This window comes from Polyangiaceae bacterium, assembly GCA_020633205.1.
Lineage (GTDB): Bacteria > Myxococcota_A > Polyangia > Polyangiales > Polyangiaceae > JAHBVY01.
Genome location: JACKEB010000013.1, coordinates 16,804 through 41,605 on the forward strand (window position 1 = coordinate 16,804; position 24,802 = coordinate 41,605).

General features: G+C 64.3%; 18 protein-coding genes. 11 read left to right on the forward strand and 7 right to left on the reverse strand.

From position 1 onward, the window contains the following. Positions 1 to 22: 22 nt before the first annotated feature. The 3 genes from H6718_16420 to H6718_16430 all read left to right on the forward strand — a co-directional run bounded on the left by H6718_16420 (position 23) and on the right by H6718_16430 (position 3,142). Positions 23 to 961: an AraC family transcriptional regulator gene (locus H6718_16420; protein ID MCB9586985.1), complete on the forward strand. Its 939-nt coding sequence runs from the start codon at positions 23 to 25 to the stop codon at positions 959 to 961. Between the two features lie 124 nt (positions 962 to 1,085). Further along, the gene (locus H6718_16425) at positions 1,086 to 2,072 is read left to right on the forward strand and encodes an aldo/keto reductase (GenBank protein ID MCB9586986.1); all 987 of its coding nucleotides are present in this window, start codon (positions 1,086 to 1,088) and stop codon (positions 2,070 to 2,072) included. 47 nt (positions 2,073 to 2,119) lie between these two features. Then, a complete protein-coding gene (locus tag H6718_16430; protein ID MCB9586987.1) occupies positions 2,120 to 3,142 on the forward strand; it encodes a hypothetical protein in 1,023 nt (340 codons plus the stop codon). Here H6718_16430 and H6718_16435 read toward each other — a convergent pair. Further along, on the reverse strand, positions 3,139 to 7,032 hold the full coding sequence (locus H6718_16435; protein ID MCB9586988.1) for an RHS repeat protein: 3,894 nt from the start codon (positions 7,030 to 7,032) through the stop codon (positions 3,139 to 3,141). The genes H6718_16430 and H6718_16435 overlap by 4 nt on opposite strands. A 53-nt stretch (positions 7,033 to 7,085) precedes the next feature. On the opposite strand from H6718_16435, the gene H6718_16440 reads away from it, so the two are divergent. The 5 genes from H6718_16440 (at position 7,086) to H6718_16460 (ending at position 12,948) form a co-directional block, all read left to right on the forward strand. Beyond that, a complete protein-coding gene (locus tag H6718_16440; GenBank protein ID MCB9586989.1) occupies positions 7,086 to 7,361 on the forward strand; it encodes a hypothetical protein in 276 nt (91 codons plus the stop codon). A 6-nt stretch (positions 7,362 to 7,367) separates the two neighbouring features. Continuing rightward, on the forward strand, positions 7,368 to 8,081 hold the full coding sequence (locus tag H6718_16445) for a class I SAM-dependent methyltransferase (protein MCB9586990.1): 714 nt from the start codon (positions 7,368 to 7,370) through the stop codon (positions 8,079 to 8,081). A gap of 120 nt (positions 8,082 to 8,201) precedes the next feature. Then, a complete protein-coding gene (locus tag H6718_16450; GenBank protein ID MCB9586991.1) occupies positions 8,202 to 9,377 on the forward strand; it encodes an Ig-like domain-containing protein in 1,176 nt (391 codons plus the stop codon). Positions 9,378 to 9,474: 97 nt separating this feature from the next. Next, entirely contained in the window at positions 9,475 to 10,143 is a 669-nt protein-coding gene (locus H6718_16455) for an RNA polymerase sigma factor (GenBank protein ID MCB9586992.1), read from the forward strand. 48 nt (positions 10,144 to 10,191) lie between these two features. Next, positions 10,192 to 12,948 carry a protein kinase gene (locus H6718_16460; protein MCB9586993.1) on the forward strand — a complete coding sequence of 919 codons (2,757 nt, stop codon included), beginning with the start codon at positions 10,192 to 10,194 and terminating at the stop codon, positions 12,946 to 12,948. Here the strand turns inward: H6718_16460 and H6718_16465 are convergent. Continuing rightward, positions 12,879 to 15,299, reverse strand: a complete 2,421-nt coding sequence (locus H6718_16465) for an NACHT domain-containing protein (GenBank protein ID MCB9586994.1) — start codon at positions 15,297 to 15,299, stop codon at positions 12,879 to 12,881. The two genes, H6718_16460 and H6718_16465, sit on opposite strands and share 70 nt — an antisense overlap. Positions 15,300 to 15,402: 103 nt before the next feature. Between H6718_16465 and H6718_16470 the strand changes: the two genes are divergently transcribed. Together H6718_16470 and H6718_16475 are read left to right on the forward strand one after the other, a co-directional pair. Further along, entirely contained in the window at positions 15,403 to 16,527 is a 1,125-nt protein-coding gene (locus H6718_16470; GenBank protein MCB9586995.1) for a hypothetical protein, read from the forward strand. Between the two features lie 3 nt (positions 16,528 to 16,530). Further along, a complete protein-coding gene (locus H6718_16475) occupies positions 16,531 to 17,019 on the forward strand; it encodes an HIT family protein (protein ID MCB9586996.1) in 489 nt (162 codons plus the stop codon). A gap of 36 nt (positions 17,020 to 17,055) precedes the next feature. On the opposite strand, the gene H6718_16480 is transcribed toward H6718_16475, so the two are convergent. The 3 genes from H6718_16480 to H6718_16490 are packed head-to-tail and all read right to left on the reverse strand — an operon-like array spanning position 17,056 to position 19,415. After that, complete coding sequence (locus H6718_16480) at positions 17,056 to 17,547, reverse strand: hypothetical protein (GenBank protein ID MCB9586997.1); 492 nt, start codon at positions 17,545 to 17,547, stop codon at positions 17,056 to 17,058. Positions 17,548 to 17,590: 43 nt separating this feature from the next. Then, the gene (locus H6718_16485) at positions 17,591 to 18,817 is read right to left on the reverse strand and encodes a hypothetical protein (GenBank protein MCB9586998.1); all 1,227 of its coding nucleotides are present in this window, start codon (positions 18,815 to 18,817) and stop codon (positions 17,591 to 17,593) included. Continuing rightward, entirely contained in the window at positions 18,804 to 19,415 is a 612-nt protein-coding gene (locus tag H6718_16490; GenBank protein MCB9586999.1) for a hypothetical protein, read from the reverse strand. Before H6718_16490 ends, H6718_16485 begins: the two co-directional genes overlap by 14 nt. 219 nt (positions 19,416 to 19,634) lie before the next feature. Here H6718_16490 and H6718_16495 point away from each other — a divergent pair, with 219 nt between their 5' ends. Then, positions 19,635 to 21,365, forward strand: coding sequence for a serine/threonine protein kinase (locus H6718_16495; protein ID MCB9587000.1), 1,731 nt, complete (start codon positions 19,635 to 19,637; stop codon positions 21,363 to 21,365). 24 nt (positions 21,366 to 21,389) lie between these two features. Here H6718_16495 and H6718_16500 read toward each other — a convergent pair whose 3' ends face one another. Together H6718_16500 and H6718_16505 are read right to left on the reverse strand one after the other, a co-directional pair. Then, positions 21,390 to 22,820 (reverse strand): DUF1552 domain-containing protein, encoded by a 1,431-nt coding sequence (locus H6718_16500; GenBank protein MCB9587001.1) that lies wholly within the window; start codon positions 22,818 to 22,820, stop codon positions 21,390 to 21,392. After that, entirely contained in the window at positions 22,817 to 24,457 is a 1,641-nt protein-coding gene (locus H6718_16505; GenBank protein MCB9587002.1) for a DUF1592 domain-containing protein, read from the reverse strand. The genes H6718_16500 and H6718_16505 overlap by 4 nt, the downstream gene beginning before the upstream one ends. Positions 24,458 to 24,802: the final 345 nt, after the last annotated feature.

The following is a 24,802-nucleotide window of genomic DNA, read 5'->3' on the forward strand; positions in this document are numbered from 1 at the left end:
TTGTCGTGCTAAGGCTCGGCTAATGGCGGCGGGTCGCAAGACGGGGGGAATCGACGAGCTCAGGCGGCTGATAGCGCGCCGTGCGGCGCAGGAAGGCCGAACGGCTTCTGTCCTGCCGGGCCTGTGGTTTTTTCGCTTCTCCTCCCCCTATCCGGCGAAGCCCGCGAAGACGTCTGCGATGTATCTCGCCGTCGCCGTGTCCGGAGCGAAGCACGTGCAGGTGTCAGGAGAAGACCTGTTCTACGACCGCCTGAGCTACCTGGTTCTCCGTGGGGAAACGGAATACAGCGCCGCGCCGGTCGATGCCACGCCAGAGGAACCCTACTTGTCCCTCGGCATGCTGCTGCCTCCAGAGGTGGTGTTACGTACGCTGCTCGAGGTGAGCGAGCATGGGGGGGTGAGGGAGAGCCTGCCCGACGCTCGAGCCTTCGTCTCACCGCTCGAAGGACCGTTGGTCGACGCTTTGTGTCGCCTGCTGCGCACCTTGGACAGTCCGCTCGAGCGCCAGGTGCTGGCGCCGCTGATCCAGCGAGAGATCGTGTTCAGACTCCTGGAGACAGACGCCGCCGCGGTGCTGCGCCAGGCCGTCCGGGAACCGGAGCGTGAGCGGATCCGTGAGGCAATGAATTTCATCGAGGCAAATGTGTGCGAGCGCCTCAGCGTGGAGAGCATCGCCAAGCAAGTCGCGATGAGTCCTTCGCATTTTGCCCATCGCTTCAAGGAGATCGCCAGCGTTTCGCCGATGCGCTTTCAAAAGCATCTGCGACTCCAGCGTGCTCGGGAGCTGCTCTTGGCGAACGGCTCCACGGCAGGCCACGTCGCGCTCGAGGTGGGCTACGCGAGCCCGGCGCAGTTCACCCGAGATTTCAAGCGACAGTTCGGCCTCGCCCCCGCTCACTACGCACGCGCCTTTGAAACGGCCCCCACCGCGCTGATCGACGGCGGAGACGCTGGCGAGTAGCGCCGTCGGAAGCCGCGGTCGCCGTCGGAAATCGCAGGATTGAGCAAAACCTCCGCAGTTGTGAGGCTGGGCGTTGCCAGCGCGCGGGCGTAGGTGTGAGGTCTAGCACTGAGGAGGAACACAGATGAAGAAGCGCAAGCTTGGCAAGAGCGACATCGATTTGGCCGTGGTCGGCCTGGGCTGCATGGGCATGAGCGAGTTCTACGGCCCCGCAGAAGACAGCAAATCCATCGAGACCATCCACCACGCGCTGGAGCGCGGCGTGAACTTCTTCGACACCGCGGACATGTACGGGGTCGGGCGCAACGAAGAGCTGGTAGGCAAGGCGCTCGCGGGTAAGCGTGATCAGGCGGTGATTGCCACGAAGTTCGCCGTGGTGCGCGGCGACGACGGCTCGCGCTTCGGCATCAGCGGCAAGCCCGAGTACGTGAAGAGCGCCTGTGAGAAGAGCCTCAAGCGCCTCAACATCGAGACCATCGATCTCTACTACCAGCACCGCGTCGATCCGGAGACGCCGATCGAAGACACCGTCGGTGCAATGGCGGAGCTGGTGAAAGAGGGCAAGGTGAAGTACCTCGGCCTCTCAGAGTGCTCCACGGAAACTCTGCGTCGCGCCTACGCCGTACACCCCATTTCCGCTGTGCAAAGCGAGTACTCGCTGTGGTCTCGCGAGCCGGAGGACGGCATGCTAGCGACCTGCGAGGAGCTGGGGGTCAGCTTCGTTGCGTACTCGCCCCTCGGCCGAGGCTTTCTCACCGGCGCGATCAAGTCCATCGATGACCTGGCGGCGGACGACTTTCGCCGCTTCAGTCCGCGCTTCCAGGGCGAGAACTTCCAGAAGAACCTCGACATCGTGAAGAAGGTGGAGGAGCTGGCGACGGCGCGCGGGATCACTTCGGCGCAGCTCGCGCTGTCTTGGGTGATCGCGAAGTCGAAGCAGGTCGTCACGATCCCCGGGACGCGCAGCAGCAAGCGCGTGGACGAGAACGCTGGCGCGGCGGACATCGAACTCAGCCCCGAGGAGATCGCGCGCATCGAGGCGGCGTTCCCCAAGGACGTCGCCGCGGGCACTCGCTACCCCGAGGCCGCGATGGGTTCGCTCAACGGTTAGCGAGTAGGGCTTTTGGCCGGCGCGTTAGTGCACTAGAACCGCCGGCCATGTCGCTTGAAGTCCGTGAGCTGATTGCCCCGTGCATCTCCGATCCGCGTGAAGAGGAGCTGACCGGCGCGTGTTGGAGTGAGGCCCTCGACGTGTTGTTTGCTCGGGGGTTTCCCCTGATGCGCTTCGTGGTGGATGACCACCCCGCGCACAAGAAGCTCGAGGCGACGCTGGCTAAGCTCGACAAGGCCAAGTCCTATGAGACCTTCGGTCTGATCTGGCCAGAGCAGGTCGCGCGTCACCTGGTCTCCAATCGGCTGAACCTCGAACCTGACTTCGGAGTTCAGGCGCTGGACCAGGCCACTACCTGCTTGGTTCGCGGCGGCGCGCCCAACGCCTTTCAGGGGCACGAGGAGTTCGTGCTGTTGCTGGAGGCGTTGTTCGGTTCAGAACCTGTCTTCAACGCGGTGATCAACGCCTTGGACGTGAGCGACGACGACCTCAAGAAGTTCAATGTGTGGGCGTGGGGTGTCGTGGTGGCGTTGCACGCGATTTCCCTACGCGTCCCAACCCACCAGCGTGAGGCCGGGCAGGCACGGCTCCAGTCACTCCATGAACGCGCGCCGACTCCGTTCGTGAAGTGGATCACCGACGCGCTGCTCAACGGGACCGACGGTGCGTCTCGCAGTGGCCACAAAGTGGGATCCGATGTGAATCCGTTGATGGCGGTGTTGATGGAGCGGGGCGCGCCGAAGGTCACCGAGCTCTCGAAGAAGCTCAGCAAGGATGGCCTGTACCACGCACGGCTAGCCTACCTGGGAGACCCTGCGATTGTGGTTCCGGAGCTGGCGGCGAAGTTCAAGGCCATCAAGGGGCAAGCTGCTCGGGAACTGTATGCCGTTAGCGTCGGGGCAATTGAGCACCCGCGCGCGCTGGACGTTGCGCTCGACGCGTGGGACGGCGCGAAGTCGCGTCCCAACCTCAAGGGTTGGTTCGAACTTTACGGCGAACGTTTCCGTGAGGCACTAGGCCAGAGTGCAGACCCTCGCGCTGCTGTGCTGTTGGCTGCGCTTTCTGGCTAATCCCAGTCGTCGTCCATCGGACCGAAGGGCCCGATGTTGGGACCCAGACCGGCCAGGCCCGGGTTGGCCTCGCTGGAGTTCCGCAGGCCACCCAGCACGCCCAAGCCGGCACGGTGCTCTTGTGTCCCACGGTTGGCCTGCCGCATTTGTGATCGCGAGCAGTTCAGGCAGTGGGGGTAGAGGCGTACCTCGCCCACGCTCATGCCCCGGCTTTCCGCGTGGCGAACTTGGTTCGCCGGGGGTTGATGGTCGGGGATGAAGTGACCGTGCGCGGTGCCGGGGTCCTTGCTGCCGCACGAGTGACAGCCGTGGGTGCGACCCGCCGCGTCCACCGTGTCCCGAATGTCGTCAGGGAACGTGCGGCTCCCCGTGCGCACCGAGCCCTCGGCGACGGCGTAGCCCGGCACATGGTTGCCGCTAGCATCGGGCCCGCCGGTGGTGGCGAAGTGGCCCGGGCTCAGCAGGTACGTGCCGTCGTCAGCGAAGTCGCTGGTCGAGGGCATGTCGGGGCGAGGTGAGTGCCCGTTGGCTGGCGGCTGCGTGGGCATCGCGCCGGTGGTCGGATCGGGCTGCACACCAGGGTGCACGTGCCCGAGTCCCATTGGGTCGATGAAGGTCGTCGGGTTCGCGACGTAGTCGCGAGGGTTCAGCGTGCCATCAAGCAGCAGCGGATCGGGGCTGACGTATGCAGCCAGCTCTGGGGCGTACCAGCGCCGGTTGTTGTAGACCAAACCGACGTGGGGGTCGTCGAACTGGTTCGCGAAGCGCGAGTCGATCCGAAGCTCGGATGGGTTCGGCACCCAGTCACCGAACACGCTATGGGTGCCGGACCAAACCGTCTGACCCTGCTCGTCGACTACCATGTCGATCGCACCCGCTGGGTCTGTCAGGTAGTAGTAGGCCTTGGCGTTTCCGGACGGATCGGTGTCGACGTGTCCCAAGACTTCCCAAGCACCATCGTCTCTGAGGTAGGTACGCGTCGCGCCCGTGAGCTCATCGTGTTCCCTCAGCACGGTGTTGTTCGACCACAGGTAGCTCACGGAGGCGACGAGCACGTCGTCTTTGATGACGCGCTTACGGATCCTGCGGCCCTGGGAGTCGTGGTCGAACTCGACCGTGCCAGCCGGGGTGAAGGCCTTCTCTAGGTTACCGGCGCCATCCCACTGATAGCGCCAGCTATCCGTAGGCGACTTGCGCTCGACCAGGTTCCCGCAGTCGTCGTAGTCCAGCGTTTGATCGCCGAGGGCGATCGGACGCGCGAGGGCGTCGTAGCCCACGTCCGGGAGCCGAGGCGAGCCAGCGGCGTCGTACTGGATCCGCTGCTCGTCAGTCACCTGACCATCGCGCACGCTGCGGCGGACGGTGACCTGGCGATTGGCGTTGAGCTCGTACTGAATGCTCTCTGCGTAATCGTGGATCTCTTCCACCAGAGTCTGGGTTGCGTCGTAGCGATAGACGCGGCTCGTGATCAAACCAGCGTCGTTTGGAGTGCCGAGGCTCTGCTGTGTCGAACCTCGAGTCAGCTTGGCGAGGCCAACGTACTCGAGGCGAGGCGCGTCGTTGTGACGTCTGCGCAGGGCGAGAAACTGCCCTAGGTAGGTGAGCGTTTCGCCTCCTGGAGCGGTTTGGTTGAACACCACACGGGCCGGTCCGCAGGTGAGCACCTCGAGGCGGCCGTCGAAGCGCCGCTGGTACTCCAGATCGGGGCCGATGTCGCTCTGGATGCGGTCTACGTTGCCTCCCACCCATGTCACATGATTGCGGTGTTCGCCCTGCCGGTCCTTGATGACCTGGCCGGCGCGGTCCTTCTCGACTTCGGTCTCCACCACTGGGTTCGAGATCTTCAGGACGAGGCCATCTCGCTCAAGCGCGACGGTGCTGCCATCTGGGAGCTCCGCGCCGAGGAGGTCTCCCCCGGGTGCATACTCGCGGCTCTCGATACCGAGCGGAGACTCGCGCCAGACGACGTTGCCAGCCGCGTCGTAGCCGGCGCGGTGCACGATGCCCTCGAATGTCCGTACGGAAATGCACTTGTTCGCGATGTCGAATTGTTGTTCAAAGGTCTGTCCGCGGGCGTTGACGACGCGGACCAGGTTCCCCTCGACGTCGTAGCGCATCTCCGTTCGGGCGCCGTCCGCCCCGACGATCGATTTTAGCCAACCCATGCCGCCCCACTCGAAGCGCATCACCCGCGGACCGGAGTAGACGGTGATGGGCTTGCGGTTGGCGTCGTAGACGACTCTTGTCTCATTCCCATCGGGGGAAACGCGCCGCACGACCTCGCTGCGTTGGTCGTACTCCCAAGTAGTCGCCTTGCCAGAGGCGTTGACGAGCTTCGTGCGCCGACCGAGGTAGTCGAACTCCTGGCGCACCACCTGACCATTGGCTTCCACGATTTCGACGCAGTTGCCCATGGCGTCGTGCTTATAGCTGGTTGTCGCACCATTCCGTGCGGAATGGTGCGACATCAAGCCGCGGGGGTCGTAGTCGAACGTCTCGCGGCTCCCGTCCGGGTGCTCCAGGTAGACCAGGTTGTTCCTGCGGTCGAATCCGCGTCGTAGTACGGCGCCGGTGTCCGCTTCGTGGCGCACATGGTTTCCGGCTTCATCGAAGCCATACTCAATGCGCTTGCCGTCGGGGAGAGTGACCACGGAAGGCACACCTCGTGCGCCGCGTTCGACGCTGCGCTCGCCGCCATCAGGATTGACTTGTTTCACCACATCGCTGCATTCCGTGTGGAAGTACGAGTCCTTTACCCCGCCGTTGGGGTCGACCTTGCGTACGACGCGCCCGGTGGCGTCTCCGAAGTAGCGGGTCACGCCGCCGAGTCCGTTCTCGGCTTCACAGTAGTACTCGTCCTTCGAGTAGGTGAAGGACACGTAGTGGATGCCCTTCGGCTTGCGCGTGTCCTGCCGGCCCTTGGGCGCCTGGGGGATCGGAGCGGCGAGCGCTGGGTCGTCGTGGGTGTACTCGCCCCAAGTCTCGAGGCAGTACGCGGAAGGCTTCTTGCCGTCGTAACGGTACTTGTACGTCAAGCCGCTTGGGGTGCGGTGCGCAATCATCAGCGTGCCCGCGTAGATGTAGGCGGCGTCGTAGCCACCCGCGTCGGTTGCGCTGATGAGGCGACCCTTGTCGTCGTACGCGTAGTGCACCAGCGTCAACTGGCCGCGACGCTCGGGATCTGTAGCGACGGCGATGCGCACGATGCGCCCTTGAGGATTGGTCGTGACCGTGTAGTATCTCCCCGCGGAATCAACCATCGCGCTGAGGTGGCCCTTCTGGTCGCGCAGGATCTGCGTGGTGTTGCCGTTGTGGTCGAGGAACTGCTCGGCGTAGCGCCACCCGTTGGGCTTTGGCTCTCCGAACACGAGCTCAGCGCCGTCACTCAGTTTGAGGCGATGTACACCGCCGCGGATTGCGTAGCGCCATCCCAGGGCCGTCGTAATCGGAGCTCCGCCTGGCTCGACGTGAGGGAGTTTCTGTTCCCGCCCCAGGTGGTCGACTAGCAACACCTTGCGACGCTTCTGCTTGAGTCTGAATGCGAAGGGGTGGCTCCAGCCAAGCCCGAGCTCGCTGTCGACGTTGCTGGTTCGAGAGTTGTACGAGCGGATCCAGCGCAGCGGGTTTGGGCCAGCGAAGCCGAAGTCGTATACGTCGAGGAACATGCGGCCGGTGATCGGGCAAACAGGATCGCCGCACCCTTCACCACCGTCGTTGCCGTCACCGCTGGCGTCGTCGTCGCCGTCGCCGGTGCCAGCGCCCTCTTCGCCGTTGCCGTTCTTTCCGCCTTTGCCGCCGGCGCCGCCTCCGTCGCCACCTCCACCCGCGACGAAGGCGCCCGGGTTCATTCCGGGGGGGGCAGGGATGTTGGGCACGGGAGCAGTTCGCATTCCGTCAGTCTACGCGCGTTGACTCCCGTCGGCTTTGGGGAAAGAGTTCGCCCATGTCAGATCCGTATCGGGGCGTTGCGGATAAATTGGTTGAGGAACTAGCGGCGGCGAACGGCGACTCCTCTGCTGAAGAACTCGCGTTGCAGAAGGCTATCAAGGGCTACCTGGACATTGCTGGGGGTGGCGAGCCCGCGGAGCTCGGCCTAGCGGAGTACTTCGCACAAGAAGGCAGCGTGGAAAATCCACCTGCGCTGGAGCGGGTCCCGGGTGCGACCGATGAAGATATCGAGCGCTGGAGCGACTTGCTCGCCGATCTCGCGGGTTATTGACGCTCCTTGAGTAGCTCGGCAGAACTCTATGCTGAGTACTTCGCACGGGCCTTTTCCGTGCGGGATACGGACGTGGAGTACTACCGTCGCTGCACTGAGCCTGGACCAACGACGGTGCTTGAGTTGGGATGCGGGACGGGGCGTATCACTTCGCAGCTCGTCACCGCCGGCCACGACACGACGGCGGTGGACCACTCAGCGGCGATGTTGGCTGTGCTCCAGCGCGAACTCCGAGCGCCGCCTCCGGTGGTGGTTCAAGGGGATGCCCGCACGATCAGACTTGGTGCTCAGTTCGACCGGGTGCTGTTGCCGTTCAACGTCGTAGGCTGCCTCCCACAACGAGCAGATGCCCAAAGGCTGCTCCGCACTGCCGCGATTCACTGTCGCGATGACGGCGAGGTGCACTTCGACGTGCTGACTTGCCAGTCGTGGCATGTCGCCGGTGGGCGAGGTGTGGTCCCGTGGATGGATTTGCCCTCAGTGGCCGGGGGTGCGCGCGTCGAAGAGGCGTGGAGCTACGATCAGCAACGCAGGTGCTTGGTGACCGTGCTGCAACTCTCGAGTCTCGAAGACGGCCAGATGATCGAGCTCAAGACGGAGTTCCTGTTCTTCGACTGCGGGGAGCTGGAGCGGGCGTGCGAGGCCGCCGGACTCCGGGTGCTGTCTCAGGTCACCATTGGCGACAGCGTCTTCTTCCGCTGTAAATCGGCGCTCGTCTGACATTTTCCAGTTTTTCGCGAACCGATCGCCGCCCTTCGTCACTTGCCCATTGAAGCCACGAAGCACGCAGCCTGCGTCGCTCGGTCGGCTGAGAAGCGTCATCAATCGGAGGAATGTGTCATGCGAGTTCGTGCAAGTTCAGTGTTGAGTCTGGTCTCCGTGGGTCTGTTGGTTGCCGCCTGTGGTGGTTCGGACGGCGGATCCTCGGTTGGGGGAGAGGGAGCAACGGCAGGCGTTGGTGGCAGCGCGGCCGGTAGCGGTGGCGACGCCGGAAGCGGCGGTAGCTCTGGCAGCGGCAACGCAGGCAGCGGCGGTCAAGCTGGCAGCGCCGGCGCAGGCGGCGACGCAGGCAGCGCCGGAAGTGCCGTGGGTGGTTCCGCGGGGAATGGCGGAAGTGCCGGCGCCGCGAGCGGTGGCACAGGCGGTGTGGAAGAAGACACCACGCCCCCGCGCATCGTCGAAGCGCTCCCGGCAGACGGCGCCGTCGGCGTGCGCGACGATGCGAAGATCGTCATCACGTTCAGCGAGCCGATGGACCAGGCTGCGACCGAGGCCGCCTACGAGTCGCCGGACATTCCGGCTGGTCAAGCCACCATGGAGTGGAACGCGGCCGGAGATGTCCTCACCATCACGCCCAATGCGCCGCTCAAGTATCGAAACGTGGGTATCAAGGATCTCCCCGGCTTCGAGTTCGCCTACAAGATCAACACCACGGCGACGGACCTCGCCGGCAACGCTCTCGAGACGGACCCCGAGTACCACTTCACCGGGGCGCGACTTAGGACCGCGGCGCTCAAGCCCGTCCCGGCGCTGACCGGCTTTGTAGAAGGCGCGAACTTCGTCGCCGGCGGCTCCGCGATTCTCGTCGGCGACGCCAACGACAACCGCGAGTATCGCGGCTTTCTCACGGTGGACATGTCCACGCTACCCGACGGAGTGCTGGAGTTCGAGGAGGCCAAGCTGAGAGTCGAGCAGGTTCAAGTCATCGGGACGCCCTACGTCGGGCACGGAAACCTCACGTTGCAGGAGGTCGACTTCGCGGCGCTCGACAAGACCTCGTTCTCCGCACCCGCTCTACAGTCGCTGGGTCAGTTCACCCACTTCGATACGCTGGTTGAGAAATCGAAGGACGTGACCTCGGTACTCGAAGCTGACTACACGAATCGCGCCGCGCTCGGGGATCTGTGCCAGTTCCGCCTGCAGTTCGACATCGCGAGCGACTTCGACAGCAGTTCGGATCGCGCGAACTTCTCACCGAGCACGCTGGGAATCGACGTGACCTATCTCGCGGAGTGATGACGCTTCGAGAGAAAGGGGGTGGGGGCGAGGCATGCGTTTCTGTACGGCTCGCTCTCACCCCCGAACCCTTCCCCGTGTCAAATACGAGGGCCCGATGAAACCCAGGTTGTTGCTCGTGAGTCAGCCGAACGACTCTCAGAGCGTGCTAGCTTCCCGGCTGGTGACGGACGACAAGGAACTGTTCGCGAGTTGGCTCGCTGGGGAGCGTGAGGCCGGCGAGGAGCTGATCGAGCGTCACTACGACTCCGTCGCGCGCTTCTTGCGTACCAAAGCTGGGGCTCACGCAGACGATCTCGTCCAACGGGTCTTTCTGGTGTGCCTCGACAAGGGCGCGCAGTTCCGCGGTGATTCAAGTTTCCGAGCGTTCCTGTTTGGGATCGCGCGCAATGTGGTCTTCGAGTTCATCCGCGGCAAGGTCCGAGACGCCGCGCGCGCGGTGGAGGACGTCGGTAGCAGCTCGATCATGGACCTCGCTCCGGGGCTCTCGACGATCGCGATTCAGCGCGCGGAGCAACGCCTCCTGGTGGAGGCGCTTCAGCGCCTGCCGTTGGACCTGCAGATGGCTATCGAGCTCTACTACTGGGAGGAGCTCTCCGTGGCGGAGCTGGCGGAGGCCTTGGAGATCCCAGCGGGTACCGTCAAGAGCCGGCTCCACCGAGCGCGGGAGCTACTGCGAGACGAAATGAATCGCTTGCCAGGGAGCGACCAGGAACGCGAGAGCCTGCGCAGCATGTTTCAGCTCGACACTGATTCCGACGACTGAGGCGCATTGCCCTTTGGTCGCGGGCGCGGCGGAGGTGAAACTCCCCCCGTGTCCGACACGGCATTGGAAAGCGACCGCCTCTCGGCGCTGCGAGCGCTGAGGCCAGCAGCGCCGACGCGCATCGAGAAGCGCTTCGCGATTGCCGCCATCCTCGGCGCACGGGAGAAGTCTGACGCTGGCGTGAAGGTGGGGCGCTTGGAGATCCAGCAGAAGCTGGGTGAGGGCGCGATGGGTATCGTGTACCGCGCTTACGATCCGACCCTGGAGCGCACGGTTGCCGTGAAAGTGCTGAGGCACCAAGCGGTGGAACAACAGCGCCGACGGTTGCGAGCAGAAGCCCGGGCGCTGGCACGCCTGTCCCATCCCTGCGTGGTCGCCGTTTACGATCTCGAGACGACGGAAGGCGACACCTTCGTGTCGATGGAGTACGTCGCGGGCGGTACCCTGCGGAATTGGCTGGACACGCACCCTCAGGCACGCTGGCGTGAGGTGGTCTCCCTCTTTCTACAGGCGGCGGAAGGCTTGGCCGCCGCGCATGACGCTGGCGTGATCCATCAGGACTTCAAGCCTGAGAACGTGCTGGTCGGCCAAGACGGTCGCGTGCGCGTGGCCGACTTCGGTCTGGCCTGGATCGAGACTGCTGACCTGGGTTCCGGTGCGCCGACGAGTCGATTGACGGGCGGAACCCCTCACTTCATGGCGCCCGAGGTAGTGCTGGGGCTCGCGCCGAGTCCGCTGAGCGATCAGTACAGCTTCTGCGTCGCGCTTCGCGACGCGCTGAAACCGCGCGCCGCGCTCGGCGATGAACACGTCATTGAGCAACTGGTCTTGGCGCTGGAGCGCGGTCTGGAGCGCGACCCGGAGCGGCGCTGGCCAAGCATGCAAGCGCTGATCGCCGCGTTGGCTCGCCACCTGTCTCCCGGCTCGGACGAACGCCAGCGCAGCCTGCTACTCAAACGCGTCGACGAGCTGTGGCTTAAGGGCCTGCTCGCGGAGTCGCTGTCTGGCGCAGAGCCTTTGGCGATCGGGCTCGAGCCAATATTCCGTGAGGATTTGCAGCGCTTCTCCGTGACTCCATCGCCAGTGACTGACCGAGGGAGGCGTGCCGCCTCTGACCCGAAAGAGCTGCGTTTCGCGCGGCGGGTCGAGGCGCGGAGCATCCTCGAGCTGGATGACCTCTTCGACGGCGCGCAGCGCTCGCTCACGATCATCGGCGCACCCGGAGCAGGCAAGACTACCGCGCTCTTGTCCTTGACGCGGGCGCTGCTGCGCCGGGCGCAGGTTGACTTCGCGGAGCCGGTACCTGTGGTGATCAGCTTGGCTGCGTTTGACCCCGATGTACCGTTTGCGACGTGGCTGGCCGCCGAGCTCCACACCAAGTACGGTTTGCCGAGCCGCTGGGCGCAGCAGTGGATCGCCCGTCACGCCCTCGTGTTGATGTTCGATGGGCTCGACGAGGTGCCGGAGACACGGCGTGATGCATGTATCGCCTCCCTCCGCTCACTGAGCCTCGAAGGAGCGCACGCCGGTTTGGTGATCACGTGTCGCGAGACGGTGTACGCGGACCTAAGCGACCCACCCGACCTGGGTGGAACGGTGCGCGTGACGCCGGTGAACGAGGCGCTCGCGTTGGGGGTGCTCCGGCGCTCCCAGGCCGCGCCTCTGCTGGAGCAATGGTCACAGGATCCAGACCTTCGAGAGCTCTTGTGCAACCCTTTGATGCTGCGACTTGCCTCGAGCAGCGGAGCCGGGGATCTCTTGGATGCTCAAGGTTCGCGGCTGCGTCGACGTCTGTACGCGCACTACGTCGCGCACCTGCTCTCGCGCGCCAGCAATCAACCCGAGGCTCGCAGCCAGGTTGCCCTGGGGTTGCGCTGGCTGGCGCGTGCCATGAATCGTCGGGGCACCAGCGATATCTGGCTCGAGCGACTGCAAGCAAGCTGGCTGCTTGCGCCTTGGGAACGCTGGCTCGCGCGCCTGCTAGGTGCGCTGTTTATTACCGCGGGGATACTTTTACTGGGCGTCGGGGTGCAGAAAGCACTAGGGCTCACCACGCTGCCTTCGGTCATCACCTCCGTTGGTGCCGCGGTGACGTGCTTTGCCTTGCTGAGGACGTTCGAGGTACGCGCGGTGGAGGGCCTGCGGTGGTCGTGGAAGCGCGCGTTACGCTGGCTGCCTGCAGCGGTGATTTCCTGCGGAGCAATCGGGGCAGCGATGGGCCTGCGGTACTGGGTCCCCGGTGCCGACGCATCGACCATTGCCAGTCCACTCGGCGGCCTCTGGACCAATATCGCCTACACCGCGTTGGTCGGCGTCATCGCGGCGTTCACCATGGGACTCGAACCAGGCAACCAAGAAGCGCCAGCGGAACCCGGCGCCGGGTTGCGGCAGAGCTTGATCACTGCGCTCACCATCTCGCTGCCTACGGGGCTCGTGACCTCAGTTGGCCTAGCCTACGTCGTGATGCCGTTGGTCCTCGAACCGCTGTTTCGTCCCGGGGGCGTGTGGAACAACCACGGTCAGCTCGCGGTGCGAACGGGCGTACTGCTTGGGGCGACGCTTTTCTTCGTCTATGGCGGTGCGGCCATCGCGTATCACCTCGCGCTGCGCCTCGTGCTCGCGTTGCGCACCCCGCTTCCGTTGGCTCTGGTGCCGTTCTTGGATGACGCCGCTCACGCAGGTATCTTGCGACGGGTTGGTGGCGGTTACCTATTCATGCATCGAGAGCTGCTGGATTACCTCGCGTCCCTCGACGACGAGTCGTTGAAGGTCGTCGGGGCGCCTTCGCTCATGCCTGCCAAGTAGGCCTGGAGTGTGCGGTGCACGAACAAGTACCCGCCACCGATGCGCCGTAACAGGCCCCGCCGCACGCAGTCGTCGAGAAAGGGCACCAGCTTGAGGGGCAGGGGCGTACGCCACGCGAGCACACAGCGGAGGCACCAGTGCAAGCTCACAAATGCTCCTCCGTACGGAAAAAAGACGATGTGCCACGAGAACATCGCCACGCATGCGGCTACGGGCAAGCTCGGGTCGCTCCACTGCGCGACGTCGCTGTGTGCGACATCCACGAAGAAGGGCCACCAGCCATAGGCGTAGATCAGGCCAACGGGAGGCCCCCCGATACTCGCGAGGACTAGCGCGTTTCTAAGCGAGTAGTGGGTGCCCGCGTTGGGGGCGACGCTGCCAGGCTTGTCGGCGCTGTCCAGGGCGTTAATCAGCGTAAGCAGCAGCCCGACGCCGCCGCACAGCGGGGCGTAGGCGAGGTCATGCTGCGCTAGTCCGATCACTGCGCCGACAGCGCTGCCAATCGCTACGTTGCGTGGGGCCCGTCGAAGCGCGACTCGCCAAGACCAGCGCAGCTTCTCCAGCGCCTTGAGGCGGAACCCCTGAGTGAGAATCGCGATCACCGGCAGGGGGCCAAGCACCAGCGCTGCCGTCATTCCGGGTGCTCGTTGAGTCAGCCGGGCGACGCCCAGAGAGAGCGGAACTTGCACGAGCAAGATGCAGGTGATCGCCAGAAACCAGACGATTGCGCGGTCGACATAGCGAGGTAGCCACTGGGGTGAGAGGCGCTCGAGCCAAACGTCGCTGGTGTCGGTGCGTGTCATGGCCTTCGCCAAGAACACGAGTCGGGGCAGCGCGGCGGAACGCTCCTCAGGCCTGAACGCTTTTGAGAGCAGGCGCTCGTAGGCGTCATTCAGCGTCGACTCCGCCCCGGCCAGCGATCCGTTCGGGTCGCTCTCGCCAACTAGCTTGAGCCAGAGTGGTGTCCGGTGCTCTTCGGGGGCAGTGGCGGGAAGCTGCATGGCGTCCAGTCCGAGGTGCTGAAGCAAAGCGCGTCCGCTTTCCGTGGTAAGCGGCGGTAGGCGAGCCGCGCTACCCAGAGCGAGTTTCGCTCCTGCGCTTTGGTACTCTTCCTCCCTCGAAGTCACGACCATCAGCGGGGCATGATCCTTGAGGAAATGATTCAGCGATTCGATGCACGCCTTGCGCTGGCGTGGTGCGACCTCATCCAGGGCGTCGAGCAACAAGACGAGCTGATCGTGCTCGAGCCAACGTTCCACCGAAGGCCGAGGCAAGCTGTACTTGGAGACCATCTCATCGACCACCCAGGGCAACAACTCCCGTTGGCCCTCGAAGGACGAGAGGTTCAAGACGACGGGCACCGGACTCGTTGACGAACGCTTTGCCCGCTGCAGGAGTTCCTTTGCTAGCTCCAGCAACGCGATTGTCTTTCCCGCACCGGGAGCCCCCACGAGCAACAACCCCGAGTGCGCTTGGATCAGGAGATCCGAGAGTTCTCGCGTTGTGGATCCCGGTGTTATCGCCGAGCCCTCCCATGCCGGCGCGACCACTTCGGAGAGGTCTTCCATGGGTAGTGGGGCCGCGCTTTGGTGCCCCAGGGAAGCATCGAGGATCCCGTCGAGCCACAGCCGCTGCAGGCGCTCCATCAGGAGTCGTAGGTGTTCGTCATCGGTGCGCTGAAGGGAGCTCTCGAGGGTGTCAATGAGGTCGCTCAGGCTAGGTCCTTGGGTCGTGTCGACTGCTGCTTCGAGGGCCGTGCGAACTTCAGGCGGCCCCCCGCACTCAGCGAGGGCAGCGAGTAGCTCGCGGCAGAACGCACGACGGTCCGAGTTGACGCCGCCTACCGCGCTCTTGCTTTCGCTGGCGCCCTGCTCGATGTTCACCAAGCGAGCCCGGCCGAAAGCGTCGATGATTATGTTATCCGGATGGAAATTGGTGTGAGTAACTCCTTCGGCGTGCGCGGCGGCGAGTCCGCGTCCAGCTTGAAGGAAGTAGTCGAGCACTTGGCCAGCGTCGGTGTGAGGTTGGGCAAGCCAGGAGCTGAGCGGTGTGCCACTCACGAGCTCTAGGGTGATGTATTGCCGCTCACCTTCGGTGGTCGTCGCGTAAACCCGCTGTAGGTTTGGGTGGTTGGACTGCGCCAGGGCCTTCGCGCGGGTCATGGCGCGAGCGCGCTCTGCCGCAGTGGAGTCCGGGGCAAGCAGCAGCACCGCCACGTCGCGTTCCAAGTCGGTGTCGTGAGCCCGATACAGCACCCCGCTCGGCTGGGTGCTCAGCGCTTCCCGCAGCTCGAGTCTGCCCAGGGATGTTTGTTCGCTTGTTTTGGGCTCCATCGCACCAACTCGACTCATCCCGAAGGAGCCTTCGGAGGGGCTTCCGATCGGCGAAAGGTCTCTATCTCAAACCTCGGCACAAGGTTGAGAACTTTCGCAGATCACGGCCGTAACATTCGCCATGCGTGTGCCGGCTTGGGTGGTGGTCGCGCTCGGTTGCGCCGGATGCGCGAAAGCCGAGCAGGCTCCCAGTGCAGTGTCCTCTACGGCGAGCCCGGAAACTCCGGCTGCCACGGCGAGTGCCGATTTACCCGCGACAGCGGTCACCGCCGCAGCTTCGGTGGCTCCGCGTGAGGCGCCGACGGTGACGCTGAGCGCGGACGATGAGCTGTACCTCGCGAACTCTGGCGTCACCCGCGGTGACTATCTGCGTCGCGAGTTCTACACCTGGACCACCACCGCCCAGCTGAACGAACTCCGGAGTCGCCGTCGGTTGCTGATCAAGGACCGCGCGGACGATGGCAGCCGAGCGTTCTTCGATCGGCGCCTGGAGTTGATGCGCAACTCCTCGGACTTTGCCTTGAGCCGGGTCTCACGCCGCCTGCTCGAGAAGGATCTGGGCCTGCGGCGCTTCGCCTGGGTGAATCCGTGGGGAACTAGTCGAGGTTGGGGGGAGAGCGATACCTACGGTCACGTGCTGGTGAAGGTTCGCCTCAAGCCCGAGGCGATGGTCGGGCGCCTGGACGGCGACGGTTGGGAGTTCCGCAATGAACGTGGCATCGTCGCCGTCGGGACCGCGCTGGCAAACGAGGTGATCCGCTCGCTGGCCGTGGTCTATCACAGCTGGGACCCCAAGCATCCCGGCGAGGGCATGCGTGAGCTCGAAGCGCGGCCTGCGTTCCGCGAGTTCGTCCTGGTGAACGAGTCGATGATTGACACCTGGGAGGTGGACACGTCTGCTGTGCGTGAGCGCCTGGAGCGGGATAAGCGACTGCTGAGCGCTATCGCTCCTCAGGTTTCGCAACCCGCTCCGAGCTGGCATACGGACCTTGCTGAACGCTGGGACCGCATCGAGGTGGCCAACGACCCTAGCGCGGACTTCGAGCAGCGCTTCGCGGCCTGCTTGGCGTTCAGCTCAGCAGACTACGCGCCAGATCAGGCAGCTGAGCTCGTCAAGGCGCTGTCGGAGACCGAGAAGAACGGCGCGCTGGACGTCAAGGTAACCATTCCCTTCGGCACACCATTGGTAGTGCAGCGCAAGACGCCCACTCGCCCTCCGGGGTGGCGTAAGCGTATCATGTGGTGACTCATGCCGGAGCGCATCTCCCGAGACGCCGCGGTGGCGAACATCGAGTTGCCACCGGGAAAATGCCTGGCCTGCGAGCTGATTCGTGGGATGGGCGGGGCGGTGAGTTTGTGGGAGCAGCCGGATTTCGTCTGTTTGCTGCCTCGGCTCGGGGTGGCCTTCGGTCAGGTGCTGATCGTGCCGCGAAGGCACGTGGTGCGTTTCGTCGAGCTCCCGAGTGAGACCTGGCTCGCGATGAGCGCGCTGGCTCAACGCGTCGCTTGCGCGTTGGAGCGCACGCTCGAGCCAGCGCGCTGCTACGTGGCATCCTTGGGTACACCTCGTAGTGATGTCCCGATGTCATGCGCGCACTTGCACATTCACGTCATTCCGGTGCTGGACCCTGACGCGCGTCCGGCGCAAGTGCTGACCTGGTCGGGTGGCGTGATCCGTGCGGAAGAAGCAGAGCTGCTCGACTTGCGCAGGCGGCTACGCCGTGCCCTGGAGGCATGATCACGGCCACGTGATTCTTGGTGGCAGCGGAGCGAATCAGGCGGGGTGAAAGAACCGCTTTAGCGGCGGCGCCATGTTCTTGGGGATGTTCTCGTCCCAGGCGCCACCGTCGATGGTGCGCCCTGTCGGCTTGCCTTGAGCGTCGAGCTCGAAGAAGGCGGGAATGCCGTTGGCGTTGATGCCAGCTTTCATCAGCTGGTTGCCCCACGCGTCACTGTCCAGACGGATCTGGTAGGTGCCTTTGAAGGCGTCCTGCATCATCGGGTCTCCGAGGCTTGCTTCAAGCTGCTTACAGGGCATGCACCAACCGGCGTGAACCTCGACGAATGGCTTCTGTCCCTTCGCGCTCGCCTTCGCCGCCTCCGAGGCTAGCAGTGCAGGCAAGTCACCTTGATTGGGAGAGAGCTCCACGGCGCTGAAGCTCCCTTGAGCAGTGCTAGCGGTGGACTCGGCAGAGACGTCTTGCGCGTCGTTTTTGCATGCCGGAAGCAGTGCAGCGACGACTAGAGCGAACCGAAGGTGACGCATCGCGGGAGTCTAGCGCACGCACAGCCGCTTTTGGAGTGCGTGCTCATCGCACACACTCTGCGTACCCAATGCCCCAGACGTTGGGGGTGAACATGAGGTTGCCTGACGCGTCTCGCGAGACGATCTCGTCGCCAGCGAACCACATGCGCACGCGATCCGTGTCTTCCAATACGGCTACGGAGCGGATCTCGCGACCCGTCCAGCTGAAGTCCGAGCGTTGGAAGATCGGATCCGGGTACTGAGTGAAGTTCGACTTGCCGTCTTCAGACACAGACAGCTGGAGCGCAACCTGAAGCCAGTCGGCGTCGTGCGCGTCGTCGTGCTTGTCGTTGGCGACGTCGGTGAAGAGCTGCACCTTGCCGTCGATCACCGCCGCGAACGGCGTGGAGAAACCAATCCAACCATCACCGCGCGGATACAGCGCCGGGTCTGGTCTCAGCGCGACCTCTGGGGTAGAGAACGTCACGCCGTCGCCCGACGTGACCAATCCGATCACCTGGTGAGACTGCATCGTCGTGCTGTCGACGCCGACCGACGTGAAGTACAGGAACAGCTCGTCGCCAACCACCACTGCGCCCGGCTCACCAACGATGATGCCGTTGAAGTCGTAGGCGTCCCCCGTGGGCGCGACGAGCGCTGCGTTTGCCAAAGTGAAGTTGACGCCGTCGTCGCTCGTCGCCTGAGCGATGTGGTAGGTGGTGACGTCTAGCTGGTCGGTGTAGGTCGTGACGAACAGGTGGTACTTGCCCTTGAACAAGACCACGCTCGGCGTCTCCACGCTCTCCATCGTGCCGCTGGCTTCGAGCACTGGGGTCATCGGGTTGAGGGTCCAGTTTCGCGCATCTGGTGAGGTCAGACGGTAGACGCGCACGATGATCGGATTGGTGAAGCTCACCGACGCCGAGGCGTACATCACGTAGCTGCCGTCTGGCTGCTTGAGCACCTGCGGGTCGTTCCAAGTCGACTCAGCGAAAAAGTCGCCGTAGCGGATCACCATGTCAGGCGAAGGCGCCTGGAAGCAACTCGGGGTAAGCGTTGCGCTGGAGCCAGCACTGCCGCTGGAGCCAGCACTGCCGCTCGTGCCAGCACTGCCTCCACTGCCGCTGGAGCCAGCACCGCCACCGGCGCCGGCGCTGCCGGCTTGACCAGCGGCGCCGCTGCTTCCCCCGCTCGATTGCCCTGCGGAACCGCTTCCGCCGTCGGAATCGGAACTACAGGCGGCAACGCACAGAGAAACGCACGCGACGCCGACTAGCTTAGAGAGCCCCATACAGCACCGCCACCACGACCGCAGCCAGCATCCCGAGTACAACCACTAGCAGCACCACCCAGATCCCCCAGTGAAGCCCAGCCTTGCTGGCGGGGCTACCGAGGGGTGGCATCGGAGGCTGGAAGTTGGGTGGAGGGACTTCCCACGCGGCGGGGGTCGGTGCCGGCGCCCCGGCGATCTCGGTTTGTTCGATGGTCGGCGCAACGTCGGAGTCGACCCACCGCACGCCTTTGCCCGCCGCTTCGTTGAGTTCGTTCCCTGTGGAAACAACGTCGACCTGAGGAAACCGTGCGCGCAGCTGCTCCGCTGCGGCCTTTGAGTCGGTGCGGCTCTGGAGCGTGCTATCCAGGCCGATGGGGCTAGGCCCGGCGGGCTCGGTTGCTGCGAGCGCGAGCTGGGAGGCCGCGCGTCGCTTGGCTGCGACCGGCTCGAAGCCGGGGCTGGCCGCGGTGCGCTCCAGATCCTCGGTGATGGGCTGGGCCATCTTGGTGGTATCAGGCCCGGAGGGGACGCCGCCCGCGATGTCGGGGCGCCGCATCACGGCGGTGCCGAACGGGGTGTGGGAGTTCAGGTCCGTGCGTTCATCCACGTTTCCCATCGCGTGGCGGAGATCTGCTCCGCATCCGTCGCATGGCGGGGGTACGGTCTGTCCGCTGGGAATTGCGACGTGCCTCCCGCATGCGGGACAGATGACGACCATCGCTGCAGCTTCCGGCTCCACTTCCGGAGAATCCTACACCCCGACGCGCAGGATTGCAGCGTAGACTCCCACCGAGCCCCGACCCGTTGCCCGGCAAGGGCTCGCCGGACCCGCCGAATGGACCACTTACGCCCTGGAATGCGCCTCGATCGCTACGAGCTGGTGGCCCCGCTGGCTGCAGGCGGTCAGGGCTCTGTTTGGCGTGTGCGTGACCCTCTCGATCCATCGGCGCCGAGGGCGGTCAAGCTGGTGGACTTGGTGCAAGCCAATCCCGATGGCATCGAGCGAGTGCGGCGTGAGGCGCATCAGCTCGCACAACTGCGGCATCCTTCCATCGTTCCGTGTCATGGACTGTTTGAAGACGTGAACGAGGGCATGCTTGGTCTCGTCGTCACTTACATCGACGGCATGCCTGTCGGTGGGCTGCTGAACGACCCTCGTTTCGACGCCCGACGAAGGCGTTTGTTGCTCACGCATCTCGCGGAGGCGCTCGCGTTCATCCACGCGCGCAAGATCGTCCACCGTGACCTCAAGCTCGACAACGTCCTGGCCGACGATCGCTTTCTTGCGGAACCGGAAGTGGCGGAGCACGTCAAGCTGATCGACTTTGGCATTGCGCTCGCGCCGACCGGGGGGCGCAAGCTCACCCAAGCTGGGCACATCGTCGGAACGCCATCCTATATGGCGCCGGAGACCCTCGATGCGGCCTGGGGCGGCTCGATGAACGCGCCGGCAGTCGACGTGTTCGCCTTTGGTGTGATGGCCTGGCGCATGTTCCTCCCGGGTCACCCGAGCGGCGTACAGAACGCGCGCAACCTGGCGGACTACGCCATCGCCTATCGTCGCATGAAGAGCGAACCGGGGCGTTTCTCGGCGCTCGATGCTCGACCGGATCTGCGCTGGCTGCGGCAGTGCCTGAGCCTCGAACCCGAGAAGCGGCTGCCGGACGGCGCGGCCTTGGTGGAGGCGTTGCGCTCATCGCAGATGCCGGCGTCTCAGGAAGAGCTCGCTGCGACGCAGGTCGCCGCTCCCGGGTACACCCCCGCGCCGCTCTCGGGAGGTAGCTCCAGCGCGGTGTCGAGCGCCCAGGCGCCGTCCGCGTTGCCTACAGCTTACTCCCCGGGTCAGTTACCGCGAGGAAATATAAGTCAGCCGGCTAGTAACTCAGCCAGCTTCTCCCAGCCGTCCGTGAGCGGTGAACACTCCGCAGAAACCAGCACCGCCTTCGCTTCCAGCACGCCAGGCCAAGCCCTAGCTTCGCCTGCACAGCTGGCGATGCCCACGCCAGGTGGTCCCTCTCCTTCGGGCGGCTACGGGCCTCCACCTCCGGCCCGCTCGAATCGTTTCGCGATCGGTCTCGCCCTCGGACTAGGCGCGGCTGTGATCTTCGCCATCGTCGCGGTGGTCGGCGTGTCCGGTGCTGCGCTGTTCGCCTTTGGAGATCGCCAAGCCGCGAGCGCCGGTCCACCAGCGGCGATCTGCGCGTCGGGGAGTGCACTTCCGGCCAGCCGTGAGGTGACGTTGTGGATTGGACCAGTGGAGCTCGCGGACAACGGAAGCAAGCGCAACCTGAAGAGCGACGAAGGGCTCTGCTTGACCAACCTGCGCACCGGACAGCGACGCTGCGCGCGGGGCAATCAGTGGAGCCCGACTATCCAGGCGCGGATCGGTGATTTGCTCACTGGCGGGGCAGGTGTTCAGGTGCAGTTCGAGCGGAACGGCGCAGTAGAAACGCTGGCAAACCGTGCGGATTTAGGCTTCAGCACCATCACCTGTCCGCAGTCGGGCTGGCTCATGCCACTGGCGCCCAACACCCGACTGCAGACCTTACCAATCTTTCCGCGTTGAAACGCGCGCGCCGCGGTCTCGCGGCTACGCTTTCAACTTGTCGAACTCACCCTGCTCACCGTAGCTCAGGTCGCCGAAGGCGGAGTACGGCTGACCGCCGTCGTCCGTCGCTCCAACTGCGTTGAGCAGAGTCGTCAGCAAGCGATTGTGAGGCGCGCCAGACTGGGCCATCAGGTCGCCGTCCTTGGAGCAATCGATGACCTGACCTTGACGCAGGTATCCGCCACCAGAACCGGCGATTACGATGGGCAGGTTGCGGAAGTCATGAGCCTTGCCGTCAGACAGCTCGCTGATCCACATCACCACGCTGTCGTCGAGCATCGTGCCGGACGAACCGTTGAACATCTCGAGGTAGGTCAAGAGGTCGTTCATCCGGCTCGCGTAGTACGAGTCGACTTCGGTGATGAAGTTCTCGATACCGGGGATGTCGCCGCCCTCCGCATCATCACGTCCGTTGCGGTGGGAGAGCTGGTGGTGATTGAACTCGTGGTTCATGCCATCCCAGCGGAAGGTCGGCCCAGAGGCGCCGCTCGAGAACTTGATGGTGGCTACGCGATTGACGTCGCATGCCATGGTGAGCGCGGTGAGCTTCATCATTAGCTTGGCGACTTCATTGAACTCGCCGTCGCTGCCCACGGTGTTGCTGTCCATCATGTCGTAGCGATCGACCCCGTTCAGATCGAGCGCCGCGACCGTGTCCGGAGAGCACGCAGAGCTCATGCCCGTCTCGACGTCACGCACGAGCGCTAGCCAGTCGTCGAGCAGCTTGGTGTCTTCGCCGCTCATCGGCGTGCGCTTGAGCTCGTTCAAGTCCTCGCGCACGAGGTCGACCATGCTCTGTCCGCGCTTCATCACGCGGTCATCGCCTTCGGAGCCCGAGATCAAGCCTGTGAAGGCACGGTACACGTTGTACGGATTGTTCTCTCCCGCGTACGGCGTGCCGGGGCCTGCGTAGGAGCAGTAGTTCAAGACGTTGTTGCCGTTACGCCCGACCTGGATCACGAGCGGCGCCTTACCACCGACGTTCAGGCTGCGTGCCGCGGCGAAGTCCACCGACTCCCCCGCAGCGAAGATGTCAGGATCCGTCGTGGGCTGCGCCGTCAGCTTGCACGCCATGCCTTTCATGTGGTCGTCGCCGGGGATTTGATCCCAGCCGAACCCTCGGGGCACCATATGAATACCTCGCGGAACCAATAGGCGATCCGCAAAGCTGCTCATGGGTTCGAGGGCGCGCCCTTGGAGAGACGCGGCGGTGATGGCGCCGGAGTCCACGTTCGGGAAGAAGCGATCCATATTCACGCCGTTGGGGGTGAACAGGATGATCAAGCGCTTGATGGGATCTCCAGGTGCGGCCAGCGCGCGACCCGCGAGTGAACCCAAGAGCGGGATCCCCAGGGCGACACCGCCCAGGCCGCGCAGGAAGTTGCGACGAGTCGTCAGCGTCTTCTTGTTCATGGTGCCTCCGGTGCGCGGCTCTTGAAGGTGTCTGTGACGACGATGTCCACCAAGAGGTCGAGGATCTTGTAGTCCGGGCTTTGCATCTTCTTGGCCAGGGTATCGATGATCTTCAGGTCGATGCCTTCAGCTCGCCTGCCGAAGGCAAACTCCACCCAGTTCTTCGCGTAGCAGCTCTGGGCTTCCGGCGCGTCGCCCAGCGCCTTGGAGAAGTCCACCGGTCCCTGGTAGGCGACCTCCCGTTCCCCGAACAGCGCCGTGCCAGTGCTGTCGACTGGCTTGCCGGTGTCCATGTCTTGCCAGGAGCCGACGGCGTTGTAGTGCTCGAACGGGAACCCGGTCGGGTTGATGACGCTGTGGCAGAAGTTGCACTCGTCTGGAGACGTCTGCACCGTTACCCGTTGCCGTGTGGTAACAATGTCCGGCGTGATTTCTGGGAGCGGCGTCATCTCGGCGCCAGCGGGTGGCGAGCCAATCTTGCGGCAGAGCACGTACTTCTGAATCAGGGCGCCGCGCAGGATAGGTGACGTTCGTACCACTTGAGCGTGGGAGGCCAAGAAGCCGACACGGGTGAACAAGCCGGAGCGCTGGGTCGGGTCCAGCGTCGCCTGGGTGAGTTCGGTCCCGTAGGCGGTGCCATCGAGGCCGTACAGAGGCGCCGTGAGGTTGTTCACGAAGGCGGTGTTGTCCGTGAGCAAGCCTTGGAAGCCCGCCTGTTTCTCGAACACGATGTAGTCGACGTAGCGGAGCGTCTCTTCCTTCAGGTAGGGGATCGTCTCCGACTTGAACGCCGGAAACAGCGTCTCGTCGCGTACGAAATCCGTCCAGCGCGCGCCCTCCGTGCCCTCCATACGCAGGTAGCGCTCGTGGAAGGTGCGCACCATGTCGTGTGCCCGCGGCTCCTTGAGCATGCGCAGGGCTTGGGCGCGGATCTGCTCTTCGGTGCTGAGTTCGTCCTTGGCCGCCGCGTCGAAGAGCGCCTGGTCCGGCATGCTGTCCCACAGCGCATAGCTCAGGCGGCTCGCGAGCTCGTAGCCGTTCAACCGAATGTTGTCGCCGACGCGCTCCGTCGAGAGTTCCGCGCGACTTAGGAAGCTTGGAGACTGGAGAAAGCCTTCGAGCAACAGCTCGATGCCTTCATCGAAGCTACCGGTCGCGGTCGTCTCTGCGCGCTTGGCGTACAAGGTCTCGAAGCGCGTTTGCTCGGCGCTGGTGAGTGGCCTGCGAAACACTCGCGCGCCAAAGCTCGTGATGAACTGGCTGGCGCAGGCGGCGCCATCCCCACTTGGGGTGCACGGCAGGATGAAGTCGTGAATTGCCGGCGTGGAAATTGCTGTCTTCGCGAGAGCAGCAGCCGAATCCTTGTAACCAGTCCAAGCGCGATCATCCATGCTGCCGACGGCCTCGGGGGGGAGGGAGTTCGACGGAGTGAGCTGGGGCGCGTTGAAGAGATCTTGGATGGTGTTGTCGTACTGCTCGTGATTCAGCCGCGGGATCCGGCTCGCTTGCGGGATCGCGTTGGGAGCTACCGTACCGCTGCCGCCGTTCCCGGTGCTGCTGCCCGAACCATCGGAGCCACCCGCCGAACCGACGGTGCCTTTGCATCCGAGGGGCAATGCGGCGAGGGTTGCTGACATCGCACCGATGCCAAGCCAGTGCTTGTGGCGTCGAAGCCAGCGCGCCGCGTGCCTCGTCTGCTCATGGGACACTGAGCGAACCTCAGCGTCGTGTGGAGTTTGCCCCATGGGAACCTCGCGACGTCGCGCATCGCCGTGCGCGACATTTGATTGGAGAGGAGTACGACGCGGTGCTGTTCCCTGCGGGAGCAGGCCCCGTCCGCCGCACTCGACTAGCCTAGCCGGGTGAACGCAGGTGAGAACCTTTGAGTCGAGAAAAGCGATAAGCGCTCGGGTTCATGTTCCGTTCGTACAAACAATACCCATGTGGTTACGTGTGGTTACATCTTCGCTGCAGAATTCCTC

Bases quoted from the DNA above. Each gene is read 5' to 3' on its own strand.
- H6718_16420 (MCB9586985.1), top strand. From the start codon at position 23: ATGGCGGCGGGTCGCAAGACGGGGGGAATCGACGAGCTCAGGCGGCTG.
- H6718_16425 (MCB9586986.1), top strand. From the start codon at position 1,086: ATGAAGAAGCGCAAGCTTGGCAAGAGCGACATCGATTTGGCCGTGGTC.
- H6718_16430 (MCB9586987.1), top strand. From the start codon at position 2,120: ATGTCGCTTGAAGTCCGTGAGCTGATTGCCCCGTGCATCTCCGATCCG.
- H6718_16435 (MCB9586988.1), bottom strand. From the start codon at position 7,032: ATGCGAACTGCTCCCGTGCCCAACATCCCTGCCCCCCCCGGAATGAAC.
- H6718_16440 (MCB9586989.1), top strand. From the start codon at position 7,086: ATGTCAGATCCGTATCGGGGCGTTGCGGATAAATTGGTTGAGGAACTA.
- H6718_16450 (MCB9586991.1), top strand. From the start codon at position 8,202: ATGCGAGTTCGTGCAAGTTCAGTGTTGAGTCTGGTCTCCGTGGGTCTG.
- H6718_16455 (MCB9586992.1), top strand. From the start codon at position 9,475: ATGAAACCCAGGTTGTTGCTCGTGAGTCAGCCGAACGACTCTCAGAGC.
- H6718_16465 (MCB9586994.1), bottom strand. From the start codon at position 15,299: ATGAGTCGAGTTGGTGCGATGGAGCCCAAAACAAGCGAACAAACATCC.
- H6718_16470 (MCB9586995.1), top strand. From the start codon at position 15,403: ATGCGTGTGCCGGCTTGGGTGGTGGTCGCGCTCGGTTGCGCCGGATGC.
- H6718_16475 (MCB9586996.1), top strand. From the start codon at position 16,531: ATGCCGGAGCGCATCTCCCGAGACGCCGCGGTGGCGAACATCGAGTTG.
- H6718_16480 (MCB9586997.1), bottom strand. From the start codon at position 17,547: ATGCGTCACCTTCGGTTCGCTCTAGTCGTCGCTGCACTGCTTCCGGCA.
- H6718_16485 (MCB9586998.1), bottom strand. From the start codon at position 18,817: ATGGGGCTCTCTAAGCTAGTCGGCGTCGCGTGCGTTTCTCTGTGCGTT.
- H6718_16490 (MCB9586999.1), bottom strand. From the start codon at position 19,415: ATGGGAAACGTGGATGAACGCACGGACCTGAACTCCCACACCCCGTTC.
- H6718_16495 (MCB9587000.1), top strand. From the start codon at position 19,635: ATGGACCACTTACGCCCTGGAATGCGCCTCGATCGCTACGAGCTGGTG.
- H6718_16500 (MCB9587001.1), bottom strand. From the start codon at position 22,820: ATGAACAAGAAGACGCTGACGACTCGTCGCAACTTCCTGCGCGGCCTG.
- H6718_16505 (MCB9587002.1), bottom strand. From the start codon at position 24,457: ATGTCAGCAACCCTCGCCGCATTGCCCCTCGGATGCAAAGGCACCGTC.